Raw genomic sequence first — 18748 nt, forward strand, 5'->3', positions numbered from 1 at the left:
CGACCTCGCCCGTCGACGTGTCGTACACGGCGGAGCCGCTGTAGCCCTCTTCCAGCCACTCGCCCGGCGCGGTCCTGAGCTCCCACCACTCCTGCCGCATGGCGCGGTACGGCGAGGTCGTCACCGCCGCGTGCCGCTCGTTCTGGTCGAGCCGCCGGGGGAAGCCGCACACGCCGAGCGCCCGGCCGTCCGTTGAACGTTCCCGCAGGTCGTCGGGCGCGGCGAGACGGGCGGGCGCGTACGGCACCGGCTCGCACAACTCCAGGACGGCGACATCGCCGGGGTCGCCTTCCCGTTCCCAGCCGCCGCACCGCACCACCCGGGCGGGCAGGCCCTCGCGGAGCCCGGGGAACCCGACGCGCGCCTCGTCCAGCCCCTGCACGGTGTGCGCGCAGGTGAGAAGCCGGGTTTCGGTGACCAGGAACGCCGCGCCGAGCTTGCCGCCCTCCGGGAGGCCGACCCATGCGCGCCACTGCCAGCGGTCCACCCCGGCTACGCCTCCTCCGGGGGCGCTCCGGTTCCCGGACGTCCCCAGATCAACTTGACCTTGAGGTGCCCCTCGACGGACGTCTTGGCGATCACTGCCCCGGCCGCCGCGTTGAGCTTGACGCCGAACTCCAGCTCGACCGCGTCCGGGTTCAGGTCGCCGCCGCGCAGCGCCGCGAGCGCCGACTCCGCCGCGTCCCTGACGTCCTGGAACGCGTCCTCGAACCTGCGGGCCGCGTCATGGACGATCCCGGGCCCGCGCGACACCGACCGGAAGCCCGGTTCCGTGTCGTCGGTCTCGACGATGACGGTTCCGTTCTCGGTCTGCCAGCGCACCAGTTCCTTCATCGACCGCCCCCTCGCCACGGAAATCTATCAAGATCATGCGTTCTGTGATGGTTTGCTGGAGGGACGGGGCCGTGCCGAACGCGGCCACAGGAGGACACAATGATCACCGTCGAGCAGGTGCGGGCGCTCACGTCGACGCTGCCGCGCACATCCGAGCACCTCATCGGGGACAGGGTGAAGTTCCGGGTCGGCCCGATCGTCTACGTCGCCTTCTCCCAGGACGAGACCGTGATGGGCTTCGCCTTCCCGAAGGAGGAACGCGCGGCCCTCATCGAATCGGCACCCGCGAAATTCCACCTGCCGCGTGAATCTCATCTGCGCTTCAACTGGGTGCACGCCTGGACGGCCGCGCTCGACGAACCCGAAATGCGCGAACTGGTCATGGACGCGTGGCGCATGGTCGTCCCGAAGAGGGTCGCCGCCGCCCGCCTCGGCTCCTAGTGCGGGGGCGGCATCGGGTCGATGGCGTTGTCGACGTCGCAACCGCCCTCGCCGATCATGCGTTGCGTCCTCGGCGGCACCCACACGGACGTCCTACCGGGCGAGACACGGAGCAGGACGCAGTCGAGCGCGTCCGCGTACTCCGGCTTGATCCACAGCAGACCGCCCACCACATCGCCCTCGGTCTTGAACTCCCGATGGATGGCCGGGTCGAGACGCACTGACGCGACGGCCTTCCGCACCTTCGCCTCGTCCACGCGGCCCCCGACAGGTACGCGTGGCAGCGCCTTCTCAAGCCGCTCGACCGGAATGTCCGGTGTCTTGGGCCACGGCTTGAACGTCCGCGGGCTCCCAGGAGGGCACGTCACGTCACGCGGTTCGTCGTCATCCGAATCGGCGCTCGTCGCGAACCGCAGCTCGAAGCAGCGCATCACCGTGACCTGCTCGCCCGGGACCCACCCGCCCTCCAGCGCCACCCCGGACACGCGCACCACGACCCGCACCCCGTCCCCGGCGGTCGTCCGGCCGGTGAAACGCATGACCTCCACACCGTTCAGGTCGGCGACATTGTGCGCGACGAACTCCGCCGGATAAACGCGGGCGTTGTAGATGTAGAACCGCCGGGCGACGTCACGGGCGTTGTCCCGCGCGTCCTCGACGGCCCGCGCCTCACCCGAGCCCGCGACCGCCGAACCGCACCCCGTCGCCAGCAGCCCCACCAAGAGGATCACGATTCCGCGCATACGCACATGATCGAGACGCCGGTCTCGCGGCGGTATCCGCGTTCGTACTCAGTTCGCGGAGCGCGCCGTACTCAGGCGGGCGTCGCCGAGGCGGGCTTCTTCGCGTCCGGTGTCTTCCCGGCCGGTTCGCCGCCCGACGGGAGGGGACGTCCCCACGCCATGGCCGCCGCGAAGCACGCGAACGGCAACGCGGGCAGCAGGTAGCGGTAGTCGAAGTCGACCGTGATGGGCGGGACCGCCAGCAGCGTCACGCTCGACGCCCAGAACAGCGCCGTCCGTGCCCGCGCACGCCGCCACACGATCCCGGCCGCGCCGGCGAGCAGCACGAGCCCCAGCACCGTGCCGGGCACGCGCACACGCTCCTGGTAGCCGCGCATCACGCCCGCGTACGGCTCCACGATGTGGGTGCGTCCCGTGCCGTGCGCGTACTCGCGCACCACCGTCCGCCGGTCACCGCCCCCGTACACGGGCAGGTCCGGTTTCTGCGCGGTGGGCCGCGTGGGGAAGTGGTACCTGGCCTCGGTGCCGATCGTCGGGTACCGGCTGCGCTGCCACGAGAACGTCCGGACGAAGAAGTCGTACGCCACGACCCGCGCGTAGTCGAGCGGCTGGTTGCCGATCGCCCAGAACGCGAACCGCTGCGCGTCCGCGTTGGTCTTCTCGCCGAACGCCTCCCCGTTGGAGTACCCGGTCGGCGAGTTCTCCGCCCAGATCTGGTGGGACGAGGCGGGCCGGTCGTCCTTCGGCCCGTGCGGGCACAGCCGGGCGAGGTCCGGCGGCGGGGTGAACTCGGCGCAGTCGGCGAACGCGGCCGTCCGGCCCCACAGGAAGACGCCGTCCACCCCGGTCATCGCGAACCGGCCGTGCTCCTGCTGGTACCACGTCGCGTACGCGCCCACGGGCGCGACGAACGTCACCGCCAGCGCCACGTAGACCGGCCACCGCGTCCGCCGGACCAGCAGGTACAGCACCACGATGAGGAACAGGGGCATCCCCACCGTCCGCGTGACGGACGCCACGCCGAGCATCGCGCCGACCAGCGCGGCCCGCCGCCACCCCGTCGCCCCCGGCTTCGCGAGCAGCAGCATCGCCCCGAACGCCAGGACGGTGAACAGCGTGTCCGACAGGAGCAGATGTTCCAGTTCGATCTGGTAGGAGTCCAGCAGCACCGGCGCCACGGCCACCGTCGCCCACGCCCGCCGCACGTCGAAGTCGCGGACCAGCATCCGGTACCCGACCACCGCCAGCCCGACGATCGCCACGTGCTGCAACGCCGTCACCAGGACCAGGCTGTGGAACGGCTTCAACCCCCAGAGGAACACCCCGTAACCGGACGGCCGGAGCGGATGCGGGAACGGATCGTTGGCGACCCGCAGGAAGTCGTAGCTGTCGTTGAACCACAGCGCGCTCTGGAATCCCAGCATGGTGAGCACCCGGAGCACCGCGCCCACGAGGACCACCACCGCGAACGCCCGGTTTCCCTTGACCGCGCCCACGACGGCGTCAACCGTGCGACGGCGGTCTTTCAGAGGGGAGAGCAACACCGGGACCCTAACTGTGGGACGGGCGGGCGGACTCCATCCTGCGCCGACCGGGGATCGGCCGCGTCACGCCGGGGGCGGGAACCTCGGGCTCGACACGTCCCTCCGCCCACACATCGGCCGAGATCTTACCAGCGCCCCCGGGAAAGGGGCGTCGCGGTCCGCGGCCTCCCCACACCGTCACGCTTCGAGCGCGAGGCCCGCCTGCTCGGGCATGAACAGCGACGCGCGCCGGTTCCACGGCCCCTGCTCTTTGTCGTCCGCCCACCGCTTCAACACGCTGGCGATCCCCGCCGAGAGGACGGCGGCGGACGGATGGTCGACCTCGATGATGTTGTCGTCGGAGTCGCGCATCCACATCTGGACGTCGCCGCGGGGCAACTCGTAGATGTGATGGGGAAAGGTTTCGCGATCGAGCCGGCCCTCCCGGTCCGCCCGCCGGTAGAGCGCCTCGAACGCGGCCGTGTCCTCGACCGCCACGGCGAAGTGGTAGGCCGGTGACGTCGGACCCGGATGCCGCACGAGATGCACCTGGACCTTGCCCAGCAGGAGCCACGCCACGGGAACCGGGAACCTCGGCGACGGAATCACCCGCGCGCCGAACCAGTCGACGTAGAAGTCGCTGGCCCGGTCGACCTCGTCGACCGGCAATGCCACATGGTTGATGTACAACTGCCACCCCTTCTCTACGAGCCCACGTGACGGCGAGCCGCACGAACACCCATCTTCTGCACCGCCGAACTATTCCGTCCAATATCCGTATCGCCGAAACCGATAGCCGACAGCTATGGCTAGGCTCAGGCCATGAACCTGCGCCAGCTCCAGTACTTCGTGGCGGTCGTCGACGAGGGGAGCTTCACCGCCGCCGCCCAGCGGCTCTACGTCGCGCAGCCGTCGCTGTCCAAACAGATCGCCGCGCTGGAGTCCGAGCTCGGCGGGCCGCTGCTGGAGCGGCTGCCGCGCGGTGTCCGCCTGACACCCGCCGGTCGCGCGTTCCTGCCGGACGCGCGGGCGACGATCCTGTCCGCGGAACGGGCGCGGCGCTCCGCGCGGATGACGCACGACCTCACGGCGGGCGAGCTGGAGATCGCGACCGTCCACTCCATCGCGATCGGCCTGCTGCCCGACTCGATCCGCGCCCTGCGCACCGAGCATCCGGGGATCCTGGTCTCCCTCCGCGAGTACGTGCACAGGGAGGAGCTGGAGGACGGCGTGCGCGGCGGCGTCTCCGACATCGCGATCGGCCCGAAACCTCGCGCGTGGGAGGGGCCGATGACGTCCCTTGGCTGGGAGGAGTTCATCCTGCTGCTCCCGGAGAACGATCCCCTGCTGCGGACGACCGGACGCGTCGACCTGTCCGCCCTCGCGGACCGGCGCTGGGTCCTGCCGGTCCCGACCGCCGGTATGGCGACCCTCATCAGCGGCGCGTGTCGCGACGCGGGCTTCGTCCCCCGGCCCGCCGTCCACAGCTCCCAGGTCGAGGCGCTCGCGCGGTTCGCCGCCTGCGGGCTCGGCCCCACCCTGCTCCCGGCCAACGTCGTGCCGGGAGACCTGCGCCATCTCACCCGTCGTCTGCGCCGCCCCCCGGCCCGCGAGCTCGCCGCCTACACGCGCGTCGAATGGTCCCCGCCGGCGTCGGCGTTCCTGGAGAACCTCTGGGACGCGCGCACGGCACGCCGACCCGCCAACGCCTACATCGTGCCCTGACCTCGCGTTGACGCCGCCGGCTCGTCCGACGTGCACAGCTATAGCCCCAGGCTATCGATTCTGGCCATACAGATATTGGACGGCATGGCTCCTTGCTGCACAGAATGACTGTCCGTGCAGCTCACCTGCCATGAGAGGCTCTTCGAGAAGGGGTGCCAGTTGTCCGTCGACCATGGGACGCCGCCGATCGGCTCCCTGCACCACGTGGGCATCGCCGTCCGCGACCTGGAGACCACCGAGGCGTTCCTGTACGAAGCGCTCCGGCTCCCCACGACCAGGCGTCTCGACATGGCGGACCTCGGCCTCCGGATGGCCTTCTTCGACTGCGGGCCCGCGCTCATCGAACTCGTCGAGTTCGCCGACCCCGCCCTGACCGCCGCGCGGATCGGTGACCGTCCGGCGGCTCTCGACCACATCGCACTCGCCGTCCCGGAACCCACATCGGGTGGCGTGATCTGGCAACTGCTCGAACTCGCCGCGGCCGCCTCCGAGGAAAGGCGCTGAGGTGAGCGGCCTCCTCGACACCGGATCGGCGCATCGGGAGCGCTGCTTCGTACGAGGCCGCCCGTGCCTGGCACGTAAACTCGCTGGAAATGAGGAAGAGGATGTCCGAACTGATCCTGGTCGTGTCGCTGGTGGCCAAGCCCGAAACCCAGAAGGAGGCGGAGGAGTTCCTCATCGACCTGCTCGCTCCGACCCACGCTGAAGAAGGGTGCCTGCTCTACTCCCTTCACCGGGAGGTCGAGGACCCGACGAAGATCTGGTTCGTCGAGCGGTGGTCGTCCCGCGAACTCCTGGACATCCACCTGCGCAGCCCCCACATCCAGAAGGCCCTCGCCGACGTCGGCAAGTACTTCGTCGAAGGCCCCGACATCCGCGTCTGCGAGGCGATCCCGGGCGGCGAACCGGCCAAGGGATCGATCGCCGGTCACGCCACGGGACGGTAACGAGTGCTGCCCACCACCATGCTCGCCGCCCGCTACCCGACCTCGGGACCCGACGCGGGCTCCATCGGCATCGACCGGATACCGCGACCCGACCCAGGCCCCGGTGAGGTCCTCGTCGCGGTCGCGGTGTCCGGGATTAACCCGACGGACTGGAAGGCGCGGCTCGACCCGGCGGACACCGGGCACGCCCGGGTGACGCCCAACCAGGACGGTGCCGGACGGATCGTCGCCGTGGGCCCCGGAGCCGACCCGGGGCGCGTCGGCGAGCGGGTCTGGGTGTGGCAGGCGGCCTGGCGCCGAGCCGGCGGGACGGCGGCGCAGTACGTCACCGTCCCGGACGCGCAGGCCGTCGCCCTGCCCGAAACGGCGACCTTCGATCTCGGCGCCGGACTCGGCATCCCGGCGATGACGCGTATCACTGCCTGTTCGCCTCCGGCCCGCTTCGTCCCGGCGAGCACGTCCTCGTCCACGGCGGAGCGGGCGCGGTCGGCCACGCCGCGATCCAACTCGCCCGCCACGCGGGCGCGCACGTCGCCACCACGGTCAGCACACCCGGCAAAGCGGAACTGGCGGCATCGGCGGGCGCGGACCTCGTCCTCAACTACCGAACCGACGACGTGGTCACAGCCGTACGCGACTGGGCCCCCGAGGGAGTCAGCCGGATCGTCGAGGTGGACCTGGCGGGCAACCTCGACATGGACACCGCCGTGATCGCCCCGGGAGCCGCCATCGGCGTCTACGCGCGGACCGAACGCCCCGTCCAGCCGCCGTGGGAGCTCATGGCCGCCAACGCCCGCATCGACTTCGTCCTCGTCTACACCATCAGCGACGCCGCCAAACGCGCAGCCGTCACCGGCGTGAGCTCCGCCCTCGCCGAAGGCGCGCTCACCTCACTGCCGACGACCCGTTTCTCCCTCCACGAGACGGAGGCGGCGCACAACGCCGTCCGCGACGGCCACGTCGGCAAGGTCCTACTCGACATCGAGTAGCGGTCGAGAGGACCAACCGCTTGAAGGTGGGTCGTCAGCCGTCCAGCACCTCGATCACGGGCAGGATCTCGTCGATGGCGGCACCCGCCGACTCCGGCGGGATCGGAGTCCCTTCCCGCGACGCAGTCGTGATCTTCATGGGTACGCGCGGGGTCACGAGGTACTTGCCGGGTGGCAACAGGTCGTGATCGATGGCCCACTTGTACTCGTTGGTCTTGGCCGGGTCCCCCTGTTCGCCGAGGCACCGGCGTCCGCCGCCCGGTGGGTGGTAGACGCCCGCGGGAGTCCGCGCCCGGAACCGCTCGACGAGGCGAACCTCCGTCCCGGGTTTCGCGCGGGCCGGAGTGAATCCGGGTAACCGATGTCGGTGTGGCGTCACTGGCTGTTGGTCTGGATCTCCCCGACGATGAGCGGTGTGGGCTGTGACGTCATCGTCTGCTCACCGAGGTCGCCGCCGCTCGAATCGCAGTCGGTGCCCTGACAGGTCCACGTGACGTTCCAGGAGACCGTCGCGGTGATCTCGTACCTTCCACCGGGCTGACCGGCGGAGGAACGCTTGTAGGTGTAATGGCAGGCCGTGCCGTCCCTGCTTGTGGCGTTCCTGCAGACGAGCTTCTTCTCGCCGAGATCGAACGTGACGGACGTGGGCTGCGCCGTCGCCTGGACCGTCTGGTCTCCGGCGCGGATCGGCTCCGTCCGCACGGTGTCGAAGCCCTCGACCCACAGCGACGTCCGCATGTGCACGTAGGTCTTTCCGTCCGGGGCGGTGTGGACCGTAGGAACGGGGAACTTCTTCCCCGTCATGGCGCTCTGGACGAGCTCGAACGTGTTGGGTGCGGCGGCCACCGGCGGCGCGGCACCGCCCGGAACGGCGACGGCGCCGATCGCCTGGTTGTCCGTCAGTCCCTCAGGCGGGGGCGGTGCGAGAGGCCCGCTGCTTCCTGATCCACCGCCGGTGCCACCGCCTCCGCCGGACGAGCCGGTCTTGGTGGATTCTGCGTTGCAGAACATCTTCCCGGCCGGCTTCTGACAACCGAACGCGGGTGCCGCGGTGAGGACGGGGACGACGAGAGCGCCCGTCACAAGGGCGGACGCCGTGATCGCGCCCGATGCCGCGCGGCGCCTGATGAGGATGGTGGGAGACATCCGATGTCCTTCCCGATCGGCCGTCAGCATGGCTTGTCCCGAACGGTGGCGGCGGCCTTCCATGTGCCGTCTCCGTATTGGAGCGTGGTCCGGTGGACGAAGGCTCCACCCGGCCCGCCGTCGATGCGCTCGCCGGTCGTGGTGGAGAAGCGGTAGCCCGCGAGGGTGCGCACACAGTCGATGACGTAGACCTTCGTGCTGTCCGTCGACCGGGCGTAGACGCGTGGGTTGAAGGTGTTGGTGAAGCGCCAGACGTGACCCTTGGCCTTGGTCGCCTCGATGTCCCTGGTGATCTCAGCGAGGAGCGGATCCACGGCGACGGCGGCGAGTTCGGTCGGGTCGTTGTGCTCGTACGCCTTGCGGTACGCGTCCTGGTAGGCGCGGTAGCGCTTGAGGACCGTTTGGTAGAGCTGCTTCGGCGGGACTCCGGACGGCGGGGCGGTGGCGGGTGCGGCCGCGGGGGCGTCGTTGAGGGTGCCGCTGGGGGCGAGTTCGCCGCTGGAAGGAGAGCCGGACGAACCGCAGCCGGTGACCAGGCACAGGGTCAGCACGGCTCCCAGTGCGGGGGGACAGACCAACCGGGCGCGCATCGTCATCCCTGAGCGGCTGCGGGGCGTGATACGCGCGAAAGCTTACAGAGGTGCGTGGGGTGAGAAAAGGGATTCGTTGGGAACGGCTTGACCTCGATCGGGCTTGAGGTTGCACGCTGCGGGTGACAGGCGAGATCGGAGGGGTTGTCATGCGTGCCGTGTGGTTGACGGGGTTCGGTGGGCCGGAGGTGCTGGTGCCGGGGGAGGCGCCGGATCCGGTGCCGGGTGAGGGGCGGGCGCTGGTCGCGGTCGAGTTCGCGAACATCACGTTCGTGGAGACGCAGACGCGGGCGGGTGGCGGGCCGTTTCCGGTGCGGTGGGAGCCGCCGGTGATCCCGGGCAACGGGGTCGGTGGTGTGGTGTCGGCGGTCGGGCCCGGTGTCGACGGGCGGCTGGTAGGGCGGCGGGTGGTAAGCGGCACCGGTGGTACGGGCGGGTACGCGGAGTTGGCCGCGGTGGACGCGGCGGGGCTGTTCGAGGTGCCGGACGGGCTGGCGCTCGACGACGCGGTGGCGCTGCTCGCGGACGGGCGGACGGCGACGATGATGCTGCGGGCGGCGCGGGTCCGTCCGGGGGAGCGGGTGCTGGTGGAGGCCGCGGCCGGTGGGGTCGGGACGTTGCTCGTCCAGTTGGCGAAGGCGGCGGGCGCCACGGTCGTCGCGGCGGCCGGGGGAGAGCGGAAGGCGGAGGTGCCGTCGCGGCTCGGCGCCGACGAGGCCGTCGACTACCGCGAGCCCGGGTGGGCGAAGGACGTCGGCGAGGTCGACGTGGTGTTCGACGGTGTCGGCGGTGACGTGGCCCGTGAGGCGTTCACGTTGCTTCGGCGGGGTGGTCGGATGGTCGGGTTCGGCATGGCGAGCGGGGAGTGGGCGGCGGTCTCCGAGGAGGAGGCGATCGCCCGGGGTGTGGCGCTCGTCCGGCCCTCGGCGGCGCCGGAGGAACTGCGGGAGTTCACGAGGAGCGCCCTCGGTGAGGCGGCGGCGGGACGGCTGCGGTCGGTGATCGGGCAGCGGTTCCCGTTGGACGGGGCCGCCGACGCGCACCGGGCCATCGAGTCGCGGTCCACGGTCGGGAAGACGCTGCTGGAGGTCAGGCGACCTTCTTGAGGAAGGCGGCCAGGGCGTTCTCGTAGGCGGCCGGGTCGACGTTCCACGACTCGGTGTGGTCGCCCGGCGTGCGGATGTGGGTGACCATTCCGGGTGGGGCCGTCCGGGCGAACGTGTAGGCGGGGCCGTTGGCGACGGTGGCGTCGTCGTCGGCGGTGAAAAGGAGCACCGGTGTGCGCAGTTTCGGCGCGTACGGGCGCTGGTCGAAGTCGGACAGGTCGATGTCGATGCGCCATTCCAGGATGCGCTTGGCGGCTCCGACGAGGAAGCCCGGCAGGTGGCGGGCGTCGCCCTGCTTGTCGAGGGTGGCGTTCCAGTCCATGGCGGGGGAGTCGAGGACGACGCCGCGGATGAACGACGGGTCTTTGCGGAGGGTCGTCATGGCCATCGCGCCGCCCATGGACCAGCCGTACAGGACGACGCCCGTCGCGCCGTGCGCGCGTGCGTAGCCCACGGCGGAGACGACGTCGTGCCATTCGGTGTCGCCGAGGTGGTTCTTCCCGTCGCTGGACGGTGGCGCGCCCGCGTCGTTCCGGTACGCGATGGCCAGCATCGGCAAGCCGGTGCCGTGGACGGCGCGCATGGCACGGAACGTCTCGGCCTTGTCCGCGTTCCGGCCGTGGACGCCGATGACCCAGGTGCTCTTCGGTGTCGTCCCCGGAATCAGCCACGCGGGCATCAGCCCGGCCTCGGACGGATACCGCACGTTCTGGAAGTCGAGCCCCAAGGCCCGTTTCGGGTCGCCGTCGTACACCCAGTGGTCGATGGTCGCGGGAGTGCCCTTCACCAGCGCGCCCTCGACGACCGACTCGACCCCGCGTACGACCTGCTCGTCGTTTCCGCCGACGACGGGGCCCAGTAGCGCCCGGCCGTTCTCCCACGCGAGCGCCCACGTTCCGGACCGTTCCGTCGCCGCGTCACGCGGCAGCGTGACCGTGCCGTTCCCGATGGCGACGATGGTGTGCGGATACTCCGACGAGTGGTCGACCTGGATCGCGACGCCCGCGAAGTACCAGCCGATCCCGCCGACGACCGCGCACAGCAGCACGACGATCGCGACGGCGGCCGCCATCAGCGGACGGGCGCGGACCCGCCGCCGACGCCGGCTCGGGGGCTCGGTGGCGGCAGGGGTGGGCGACTCTGGTGTGGCGGTCGACACGGCATAAGAAGTTAACCCCCCTCAAGCGTCACGGAGGACACGCCACTCCGCAATCAGTGATCAGTGCGGTTAACCTGCCGGAAAGGTGTCATCGATCGGGCACAGGGAGGGAGGCGGGGCGTGACGGGGCGGAACGACCGCGTCGCGGAGGCCGAGGCACGGGTCGTCGAGTGCGCGCGGCGGACGGCGCCCCCGGGCTGGCGGCGGATCGACCTGCACTGCCGAGCGACCGTCGCCGTCAACGACGTCGCCTTGTCCGTACTGACCGGCGAGGGTGAGACGGTGACGGCGCAGACCGTCCCGGAGGAGCTGACCGGTCTGCTGATGGAACTGCGCCGCACACAGTACGTGGTGGATCAGGGCACGTGGTTCTCGATGGTCGCCATCATCGAACCCGAGTCGGCGCGACCGCTGTACAACCACGACTTCGATCCGCTGTGGGATCCGCCGATCCCGCCGGAGCACTGGCGGCGCGACCAGGTCGTCATGCCGCGTGACCGCGAGCACGTCCCGAGCTGGCTGAGCGACCGGATGCGGGACCGCGAACCCGGCGCCGCGCCCACCGAGCTTGTCCCGCTGAACCCGGCCGAGCAGATGGAGTTGCTGTCGAACCAGGTCACGCTCGTGATCGCCGACCATGCGCCGCCGCTGTGGCGGACGATCTCCGGGCACTTCCAGGCGGTCGGCGGGCATGTGGAGTTCCCGGCGATGACGTGCCACCGGGCGGACGGTGCCGTGACGCCGTGGAAGGCGCCCGGCGCGGTCGTGGCCCTCTTCGAGAGGCTCCGCGCCGGGACGCACGCGTTCCAAGGCTCCACCTGGTCCCGGATCGACGTCGAGGTCGTGTACGAGGACGGGCACGTGCGCTGCCGCGCGAACTTCACCTACGACGAGGAGCCCCGGTGGGAGTCGGAGCCGTCCACCGACGACGTGCGGCGGGAACTTGAGCGGTTTCCCCGCGACGACGTCCCGGAGTGGATGACGCGGCGCCTCGGCACCCCGCCCCCGCCGCCGAGGCCGCCCGCCGCGCCGCCCCCGCCGCCCGGTGGGTTGCGCCGCGCGAGGATCTTCGACCATGCCGGGCCGGACGGTGCCCGTCCCGCCGTGTCCCGCCCGCCCGTCCCACCGGACGAGGTGGAACGCGTCACGGAATACCTGCGGAAGTGTCCGATCGTCATGGCGGCCCGGTCGCACGCCCCCGACCGGCTCGACCCGTCACGTGGCGCGGTCGTCCCGCTGACGTTCCACACCGACGGGACGTGGGTCTGGTCAGGGGCGGTGCCCTACTACTTGAGCGAACATGGTGTCCCCCCAGAGGCAGACCTGGTCGCGCACATACGCGCCGGCGGTTTCCAGGTCCCCACGGTGGACGACGAAACCATGAGCGCGGCGAACGCGGTCGTGACGGGTCGCGAGCCCCCCGAACGTGTCGTCCCGGCCGATCCGCGACCGGAATGGAAGAACGCGCTCCGACAACGTCTCGACCAACTTCGCGTCGACCGGACGGCGTACCGCATCGATGACACCGCAGAAGGCGTCTGGTGCCTTGTGCAAGACGGAGAAACCTGGTCGGTGTTCCAGATGCGGAACGGCGAGCGGCACAAGAAGGCCACGTTCGACGACGCCGACCAGGCCGCCGCTCAGCTGCTCGGACGACTCCTCCTCGACCCGGGACACATCGTCCGGGAGAACCGGTTCGAGCCGCTCAGGGGCGAACCGCCGCTCACCCTCCTGCGCGACCGGCACGTGACGGAGCTGGCCGCCGGAACGGAGGTCGACCGGTACGGCGGCTCCGACGGCAACATGGTGTACACGGCCCGCACCCCGTACCCGTACCGGTCGTTGCCGCGCGAGTGGCAGGACCGTCCGTACCACGTCTACCGGGTGCGGCGGCCGGTGGAGGCGCTGGCGGGCACGGCCGTGCCGTGGTTCGGTCAGCCGGGCGGCGGCAGGGCGTACGTGTTCGGCCGGTCGATCGCCGACCTTCTCGCCGACGGCACCCTCGTGGAGGTGGCGCGCTGACCAGGCACGTGATCTCAGGCGCTGCCGATCGCCGAGACGAGACCGATCGCCAGCAGCAGGTCGAGGTGGATGAACGTCTCCAGCTTCGCGCCCGGCGGCACGTCCGGGTCGCCCGCGAGACGGTCGAGGACGGCGAGCGCCGCCGGTGCGTCCAGGTCGTCCGCCAGGGCGGCCTCCGCCTCCGTCGCGTGGGCGCGGCTCATGGGGCGTCCCGGCGCCGTCGCCCATTCCGCGACCTGGCCGCGCCACCCGTCCAGGCGGCGCGCGGCCCGTGACAGCCGGTTCTCGGACGCCTCCAGCGGCTCCCGGTAGGGGACCTCCAGCATCGCCAGCCGCGCCGTGAGCGGGTCCACGGACGTCCAGTCGCCCGTCTCGCGCGGCACGGTCAGGCACCACCCGTCCGAGCGCGTCTCGGACACGTACAGGTCGGCGTCCGGCATCGGCGCGGCGAGGACCTCGAACGGCGCCACGTTGTACTCGGCCCGGCCTTCGTCGGCGCAGGGCGGAACGCACGCGACCCGCACGCGGCGCCCGGCCCGTTGCGCGACGCGGCGCAACAGGTCGGCGACCACCGGGACACGGCGGCCCGCCGCGTCCACGACCTGGACGCGCAGCCCCGGCCCGGCGGGCAGCGGCTCCGGCCGCCCGGTGCGATGGTCGAACACCCGCAGCATGCCCCCACCCTAGGGCGGGCCGCCCCCGGAAAGGGGCGTCGGGTCAGATCAGCGGGCCGGACGGTGTCGGGCCGAACGGCATCGCGCCCGGCAGCGGCGCGGCGCCGTCCGGTTTGCGGACGGCCGCGAACCGCAGCCGCACATAGTCGGCGACCCATCCGGACTCGCGGCGCAGGGCGGGCGCGGCCAGGTCGTTCACCCGGTCGAGCAGCGGATCGACCAGCTCGGGCGGGACGTCGGCGAGCGCGCGGCTCGCGTAGGCGCGGACCCAGTCGGCGGCGCCGTTCGGGCCCTCCGTCATCCGGGTCGGACGGTCGGCGTGCTCCAGTAGCCGCAGCGTGAAGCCCGCCTCCTCCAGCTTCGTCGCGTACTCGGCGGGGCTCGGGAAGTACCAGGGCAGTTCCGGCTCGCCGAGGCCGAACACCCGCCAGGCGGTCTGCATGGCGACGATCAGCTCGGCGCAGTTCCCCGCGCCGCCGAGCTCGCCGACGAACCGGCCGCCCGGACGCAGCGCGGCGTGGACGCGTCCGATCACGGCGTCGGGGTCGCGGGTCATCCAGTGCAGGGCCGCGTTCGAGGCGACCGCGTCGAACGACTCCCCGACGGTGAAGTCGTGGGCGTCGCCGATGACGAAGGACAGCCCCGGGTACGTGGCGGTCGCCTGCGCGACCATGTCCGGATTCCCGTCGATGCCGAGCACCTCGGCGCCTCGCTCTGCGATCTCCGCGCTGAACGCCCCGGCACCGCACCCGAGGTCGATGATCCGTTCACCGGGTTGCGGATCGAGCAGGTCGACCAGGGGCGCGCCGTGCGCGGAGACGTACCCGAAGGCGGAGTCGTACGTCGTCACGGCCCAATTCACTGTCACAATTTATCGGACAATCACCGCCAGGCGGCGTTTCTTCCACGTGGCGGCTCGTTCCGGTACTTTGCGCGATCAGCAAGGATCGACTCTCGGAGACGCGCATGACCCTGCCACCCGGACAGCCGAGTCCCGACAGGACGGACCCGGTCGCATCGACGATCGAGGACACCGCCGGTGACATCGACGGGGCCGCGCCGAGCCCGCCCGCGCGGCCACTCTCGCTCCGCCCGTCACGGCGTCCGCTGCTGTGGACGGTGCCACTGGCGGCCGTGACCGCGGGCGTCGCGGCGCGCGCCATCGGCCCCTTCCACATGGCGGTGATCTTCAGCGTTCTCGTCATGATCACTGTGTGGTTGATCACGCTGAGCCTCAAGCTGCTGCGCGGATGGACCGAGGTCGACACCGACGGCATCCGGAACCGCCTCATCCGGGGCACCACCGAGATCGCGTGGCGGGACGTCACCGGCGTGGCCGTGACGCCGACCCTGTTCGGCCGGATCGTGATCGTCCACAGGCGGAAGACCAAGCCGGTCCAACTGACCGCTCCGCGCGTCGGCCTCCTCGCCCGCGACCCCCGCTTCGACGCCACGGTGGACGCCCTGGCGGCGCTGGCGCCCCAGCGGATGAGCGTGAGGAGGTCCCCGGCACCGCCCCTCCGCATCGCCTACGCGGCGCTGCTCCTGATCCTTGGAACAGGGGCGACGCTCGTCTGGAGCCCGTGGCTCGACGCCTGGTGGCCCGGCCGTGAGGAGGCGGTGTCCCTGCCGCGCGCCTGCGCGGTCGCCGACCCCGCCCTGGCCTCGCGACTGGTCCCCGGCCATAAGGGTCCGAGTGTCAACCACAACGACGGTCGCCTGGCCCCCTCGTCCGACTGCATGTACTCGGACCGGAAGGACGGTGATCTGAAGATCAGGGTGGCGCTGGAGCGCCGGAACGGGTTCACCGGCGCCACCGAAGGCGCCCGCGACGGCTACGCGGACTCCCGGCGCTCCGCCATCACCCAGGCGCGGCGGTGGGCCGGGGACGGCACGGGCTGGTCGGTCACCACGGGTGACGTGTCCGGCCTCGGCGACCAGGCGTGGCGGAGCGTCGCCGCCCGGCGGGGCGAGGAGGTGACCGACGTCCGGCTGGTGGTCCGGCACCGGAACGTGCTGCTCGACATCGAGTACACCGCTCGGCGGCCGAAGGAACAGGCCGTCGCCGACGCCGAGAGGCTCGCTCGCACCGTCCTGGGACGCACCGAGTTCCGCTGAGCGAGGCCGCCCGGAACGCGCCCGAGGGCCGCCTCAGCGGGCGTCGCGGGGGCGCCGGCGGGGCGGTGGGGTCGGCGGGACGACCTTCGCCGCGACCATCGTGTCCTCCGGCACCTCGACCAGTTCCCCGTTCCGACGGCGCACTGACAAGATCTTGTCCGTCCAGGATTCGAGGACGCCGACGACGTCGCTGTACTCTCCCGTTGGCAGACGGCGGCGCAGGGAGATTCGCCGGCCCACGTCGGCGTCGCTGATGGTCACCACCAGCCGTGCGGCGAATCGGCCGGACACGTGTGCACCCCCAGTGTCGAATCGACGGCGCCGTGGTGGCCATACTATTCACAGCGAGCTTGCGGTGAGCCGTGACGTGCGGCGGGGCCGGAAATCCGAGAGGAGTCACTGACGTGACCTACGTCATTGCGCAGCCCTGCGTTGACCTGCTCGACAAGGCATGCATCGAGGAGTGCCCGGTCGACTGCATCTACGAGGGCAAGCGCATGCTGTACATCCACCCGGACGAGTGCGTCGACTGCGGTGCGTGCGAACCGGTCTGCCCGGTGGAAGCGATCTACTACGAGGACGACACGCCCGAGCAGTGGAAGGACTTCTACAAGGCCAACGTGGAGTTCTTCGACGACCTCGGCTCGCCCGGTGGCGCCTCCAAGGTCGGGAAGATCGACAAGGACCACCCGATCGTCGCCGCGCTGCCTCCGCAGAGCCAGGAGGACTGAGCCGGGAGGCCATCCGGACGCGGCCCCCGGGGCGCGTCCGAAGGGCCGCCTGCGTTGTTTCCGGGCCGTGGCCTCCCCGTGCGGGGGCCACGGCTCCACGGTTTCGGATGAGGGGTGGGGACGTGTTCACGCTGCCGGACTTCCCATGGGATCGGCTGGCGCCCTACAAGGAACGGGCGTTGAGCCACCCGGACGGCATCGTCGACCTGTCGGTCGGGACGCCCGTGGACCCCACGCCCGAGCCCGTCCGGGCCGCCCTCGCCGGAGCGGCCGACGCGCCCGGATATCCGGCGACGTACGGGACGCCGCGGCTGCGCGAGTCCGTCGCGGGATGGCTGCGCCGCCGCGCCGGCGTGTCCGGCGCCGATCCCGACGCGGTGCTCCCGGTGATCGGCACGAAGGAGCTGGTCGCGCTGCTCCCGACGCTGCTCGGCGCCGGGCCCGGCGACAAGATCGTCTTTCCCGAGCTGGCCTACCCGACCTATGACGTCGGGACGCGGCTGGCCGGGGCCGTGCCCGTCCGCACGGACGGGCTGCTGTCCCTCGGCCCGGTCACGCCCAGGATCGTGTGGGTGAACTCGCCGTCCAACCCGACCGGGAAGGTGCTGCCCGCCGAGCATCTGCGCAAGGTCGTGGCGTGGGCGCGCGGGCGCGGGGCGATCGTCGTCAGCGACGAGTGCTACCTGGAGTTCGGCTGGGACGAGGAGCGCCCGCCGGTCTCGATCCTGCATCCGGACGTGTGCGACGGGTCCCACGAGGGGCTCCTCGCGATCAACTCGCTGTCCAAGCGCTCCAACATGGCGGGCTACCGCGCCGGGTTCATCACCGGTGACCTCGGGCTCGTGAAACGGCTGCTGGAGGTCCGCAAGCACGCGGGCATGATCGTCCCGGCCCCGGTGCAGGCGGCGATGACGGTGGCGTTCGACGACGACGCCCACGTCGACGAGCAGCGGGCGCGGTACGCGCGCCGCCGCGCCGACCTGCGGGCCGCGTTCGAGAAACACGGCTTCCGCGTCGACCACTCCGAGGCGTCCCTCTACCTGTGGGCCACCCGGGACGAGCCGTGCTGGGACACCGTCGCGCACCTGGCGTCCCTCGGCGTCCTCGTCGGCCCCGGCGAGTTCTACGGTCCGGGCGGCGCCCGGCACATCAGGATCGCCTTCACCGCCACCGACGACCGCGTCGCCGCCGCCGTCGGCCGCCTCTGACCCCGTCACTCCGCTTCAAGCGGTTTTGTTTCGGTTCGGGCGTATTCGCGTGCAACCGCTGGTTCGTTTGATACGTCTGAACGCGGTATGGGCCTGGAAGGCCACAGTCGGTAGTATCCCGCTGGTCTGAGGCCGTGCGGTAGACGAAACGATGGAGGTGTACGTGAGCGGACCAGTGATAGTGATCCTGCTGGCGCTGATCCTGGTCGCCTTGATCGTGCTGATCGTCGTCCTGTTGCGGCGCCGCTCGGGGACGGGACCGTCCGCCCCGGCGCCCGCGCCCGCCGCGCCGCGCGACCCGTTCGCCGCCGAGGACCAGGTGGCCGGCGATCCGCGGACGCTGAAGGCCGGCGACATGGTCGAGTACCTCGGCACCCGCTACTTCGTGCGCGGCTCGCTGCGGCTGAAGGAGGGCGGCTACACCTGGAGCGAGCACCTCCTGGACGCCGACACCATCGAGGGCACCAAGGTGTGGATCTCCGTCGAGGAGGACCCCGACCTCGAGGTGGTCTGGTGGACCGAACACGACCCGGGCGAAGTGACCCCCACCGAGCGGACCATCGTCGTCGACGGCGTCGAGTACCGCCGGGACGAGCACGGCACCGCCGACTACACCAGCGAGGGCACGACCGGCGTCGGCGTCCAGGGACGCGTCGAGTACGTCGACTACGAGGGCCCGCGCGGCAAGTACCTGTCGTTCGAGCAGTACGGCGGCGGCCGCTGGGAGGCGGGTCTCGGTGAGCGCGTCCCGACCGGTTCGATGACGATCTATCCGGGCAGCGGTGGCTGAAC

Annotated in this window: 22 protein-coding genes and 1 pseudogene; 12 read left to right on the forward strand and 11 right to left on the reverse strand. The window is 71.2% G+C overall.

The genetic code is table 11. The features are described 5' to 3' along the window. Positions 1-492: 492 nt before the first annotated feature. Complete coding sequence (locus D0T12_RS14805) at positions 493-834, reverse strand: CU044_2847 family protein (RefSeq protein ID WP_117400130.1); 342 nt, start codon at positions 832-834, stop codon at positions 493-495. Between the two features lie 99 nt (positions 835-933). Here D0T12_RS14805 and D0T12_RS14810 point away from each other — a divergent pair, with 99 nt between their 5' ends. After that, a complete protein-coding gene (locus D0T12_RS14810) occupies positions 934-1275 on the forward strand; it encodes an MmcQ/YjbR family DNA-binding protein (RefSeq protein ID WP_117400131.1) in 342 nt (113 codons plus the stop codon). On the opposite strand, the gene D0T12_RS14815 is transcribed toward D0T12_RS14810, so the two are convergent. The 3 genes from D0T12_RS14815 to D0T12_RS14825 all read right to left on the reverse strand — a co-directional run bounded on the left by D0T12_RS14815 (position 1272) and on the right by D0T12_RS14825 (position 4231). Continuing rightward, positions 1272-2018 (reverse strand): translation initiation factor IF-2, encoded by a 747-nt coding sequence (locus tag D0T12_RS14815; RefSeq protein ID WP_117400132.1) that lies wholly within the window; start codon positions 2016-2018, stop codon positions 1272-1274. The genes D0T12_RS14810 and D0T12_RS14815 overlap by 4 nt on opposite strands. Positions 2019-2089: 71 nt before the next feature. Then, a complete protein-coding gene (locus D0T12_RS14820; RefSeq protein ID WP_117400133.1) occupies positions 2090-3514 on the reverse strand; it encodes a hypothetical protein in 1425 nt (474 codons plus the stop codon). 225 nt (positions 3515-3739) lie between these two features. After that, complete coding sequence (locus D0T12_RS14825; protein WP_117400134.1) at positions 3740-4231, reverse strand: VOC family protein; 492 nt, start codon at positions 4229-4231, stop codon at positions 3740-3742. Between the two features lie 132 nt (positions 4232-4363). Between D0T12_RS14825 and D0T12_RS14830 the strand changes: the two genes are divergently transcribed. The 5 genes and pseudogenes from D0T12_RS14830 (at position 4364) to D0T12_RS14845 (ending at position 7202) form a co-directional block, all read left to right on the forward strand. Then, the gene (locus D0T12_RS14830) at positions 4364-5266 is read left to right on the forward strand and encodes a LysR family transcriptional regulator (RefSeq protein ID WP_117400135.1); all 903 of its coding nucleotides are present in this window, start codon (positions 4364-4366) and stop codon (positions 5264-5266) included. Between the two features lie 159 nt (positions 5267-5425). Next, positions 5426-5770: a VOC family protein gene (locus D0T12_RS14835; protein ID WP_158581504.1), complete on the forward strand. Its 345-nt coding sequence runs from the start codon at positions 5426-5428 to the stop codon at positions 5768-5770. 101 nt (positions 5771-5871) lie between these two features. Next, positions 5872-6213, forward strand: a complete 342-nt coding sequence (locus tag D0T12_RS14840) for a putative quinol monooxygenase (protein ID WP_158581505.1) — start codon at positions 5872-5874, stop codon at positions 6211-6213. Positions 6214-6231: 18 nt separating this feature from the next. Then, positions 6232-6516 (forward strand): annotated as a pseudogene (locus D0T12_RS37380) (alcohol dehydrogenase catalytic domain-containing protein); the annotation flags it as partial. Beyond that, positions 6492-7202: a zinc-binding dehydrogenase gene (locus D0T12_RS14845; protein WP_199487459.1), complete on the forward strand. Its 711-nt coding sequence runs from the start codon at positions 6492-6494 to the stop codon at positions 7200-7202. The pseudogene D0T12_RS37380 and the gene D0T12_RS14845, both read left to right, overlap by 25 nt. Before the next feature lie 34 nt (positions 7203-7236). Here the strand turns inward: D0T12_RS14845 and D0T12_RS14850 are convergent, their stop codons facing one another. From D0T12_RS14850 to D0T12_RS14860, 3 genes are read right to left on the reverse strand one after another with little or no spacing between them, the layout of a single operon-like run. Beyond that, positions 7237-7581, reverse strand: coding sequence for a hypothetical protein (locus D0T12_RS14850; protein WP_117400138.1), 345 nt, complete (start codon positions 7579-7581; stop codon positions 7237-7239). Further along, a complete protein-coding gene (locus D0T12_RS14855; RefSeq protein WP_117400139.1) occupies positions 7578-8348 on the reverse strand; it encodes a hypothetical protein in 771 nt (256 codons plus the stop codon). Before D0T12_RS14855 ends, D0T12_RS14850 begins: the two co-directional genes overlap by 4 nt. Before the next feature lie 23 nt (positions 8349-8371). Continuing rightward, complete coding sequence (locus D0T12_RS14860; RefSeq protein WP_117400140.1) at positions 8372-8938, reverse strand: hypothetical protein; 567 nt, start codon at positions 8936-8938, stop codon at positions 8372-8374. A gap of 149 nt (positions 8939-9087) precedes the next feature. Here D0T12_RS14860 and D0T12_RS14865 point away from each other — a divergent pair, with 149 nt between their 5' ends. Further along, on the forward strand, positions 9088-10044 hold the full coding sequence (locus D0T12_RS14865; protein ID WP_117400141.1) for a zinc-binding dehydrogenase: 957 nt from the start codon (positions 9088-9090) through the stop codon (positions 10042-10044). On the opposite strand, the gene D0T12_RS14870 is transcribed toward D0T12_RS14865, so the two are convergent. Beyond that, positions 10028-11203, reverse strand: a complete 1176-nt coding sequence (locus D0T12_RS14870; RefSeq protein ID WP_147339516.1) for an alpha/beta hydrolase family protein — start codon at positions 11201-11203, stop codon at positions 10028-10030. The genes D0T12_RS14865 and D0T12_RS14870 overlap by 17 nt on opposite strands. A 120-nt stretch (positions 11204-11323) precedes the next feature. On the opposite strand from D0T12_RS14870, the gene D0T12_RS14875 reads away from it, so the two are divergent. Further along, positions 11324-13225, forward strand: coding sequence for a TNT domain-containing protein (locus D0T12_RS14875; protein ID WP_233526064.1), 1902 nt, complete (start codon positions 11324-11326; stop codon positions 13223-13225). 14 nt (positions 13226-13239) lie between these two features. Here D0T12_RS14875 and D0T12_RS14880 read toward each other — a convergent pair whose 3' ends face one another. Together D0T12_RS14880 and D0T12_RS14885 are read right to left on the reverse strand one after the other, a co-directional pair. Further along, complete coding sequence (locus D0T12_RS14880) at positions 13240-13899, reverse strand: cysteine--tRNA ligase (RefSeq protein WP_117400143.1); 660 nt, start codon at positions 13897-13899, stop codon at positions 13240-13242. A gap of 43 nt (positions 13900-13942) precedes the next feature. Continuing rightward, positions 13943-14749, reverse strand: coding sequence for a class I SAM-dependent methyltransferase (locus tag D0T12_RS14885; protein ID WP_233526065.1), 807 nt, complete (start codon positions 14747-14749; stop codon positions 13943-13945). 116 nt (positions 14750-14865) lie between these two features. On the opposite strand from D0T12_RS14885, the gene D0T12_RS14890 reads away from it, so the two are divergent. Then, positions 14866-16017, forward strand: coding sequence for a hypothetical protein (locus D0T12_RS14890; protein ID WP_117400145.1), 1152 nt, complete (start codon positions 14866-14868; stop codon positions 16015-16017). A 33-nt stretch (positions 16018-16050) separates the two neighbouring features. On the opposite strand, the gene D0T12_RS14895 is transcribed toward D0T12_RS14890, so the two are convergent. Further along, positions 16051-16308 carry a putative acetyltransferase gene (locus D0T12_RS14895; RefSeq protein WP_117400146.1) on the reverse strand — a complete coding sequence of 86 codons (258 nt, stop codon included), beginning with the start codon at positions 16306-16308 and terminating at the stop codon, positions 16051-16053. Between the two features lie 113 nt (positions 16309-16421). On the opposite strand from D0T12_RS14895, the gene fdxA reads away from it, so the two are divergent. The 3 genes from fdxA (at position 16422) to D0T12_RS14910 (ending at position 18746) form a co-directional block, all read left to right on the forward strand. After that, complete coding sequence (gene fdxA, locus D0T12_RS14900; protein ID WP_117400147.1) at positions 16422-16748, forward strand: ferredoxin; 327 nt, start codon at positions 16422-16424, stop codon at positions 16746-16748. 122 nt (positions 16749-16870) lie between these two features. Further along, positions 16871-17956 carry a succinyldiaminopimelate transaminase gene (dapC, locus tag D0T12_RS14905; RefSeq protein ID WP_199487460.1) on the forward strand — a complete coding sequence of 362 codons (1086 nt, stop codon included), beginning with the start codon at positions 16871-16873 and terminating at the stop codon, positions 17954-17956. A gap of 163 nt (positions 17957-18119) precedes the next feature. Further along, the gene (locus D0T12_RS14910) at positions 18120-18746 is read left to right on the forward strand and encodes a DUF4178 domain-containing protein (RefSeq protein WP_233526066.1); all 627 of its coding nucleotides are present in this window, start codon (positions 18120-18122) and stop codon (positions 18744-18746) included. Positions 18747-18748 lie beyond the last annotated feature (2 nt).

The sequence above is a fragment of the Actinomadura spongiicola genome, assembly GCF_003432485.1.
Classification (GTDB): Bacteria; Actinomycetota; Actinomycetes; order Streptosporangiales; family Streptosporangiaceae; genus Spirillospora; species Spirillospora spongiicola.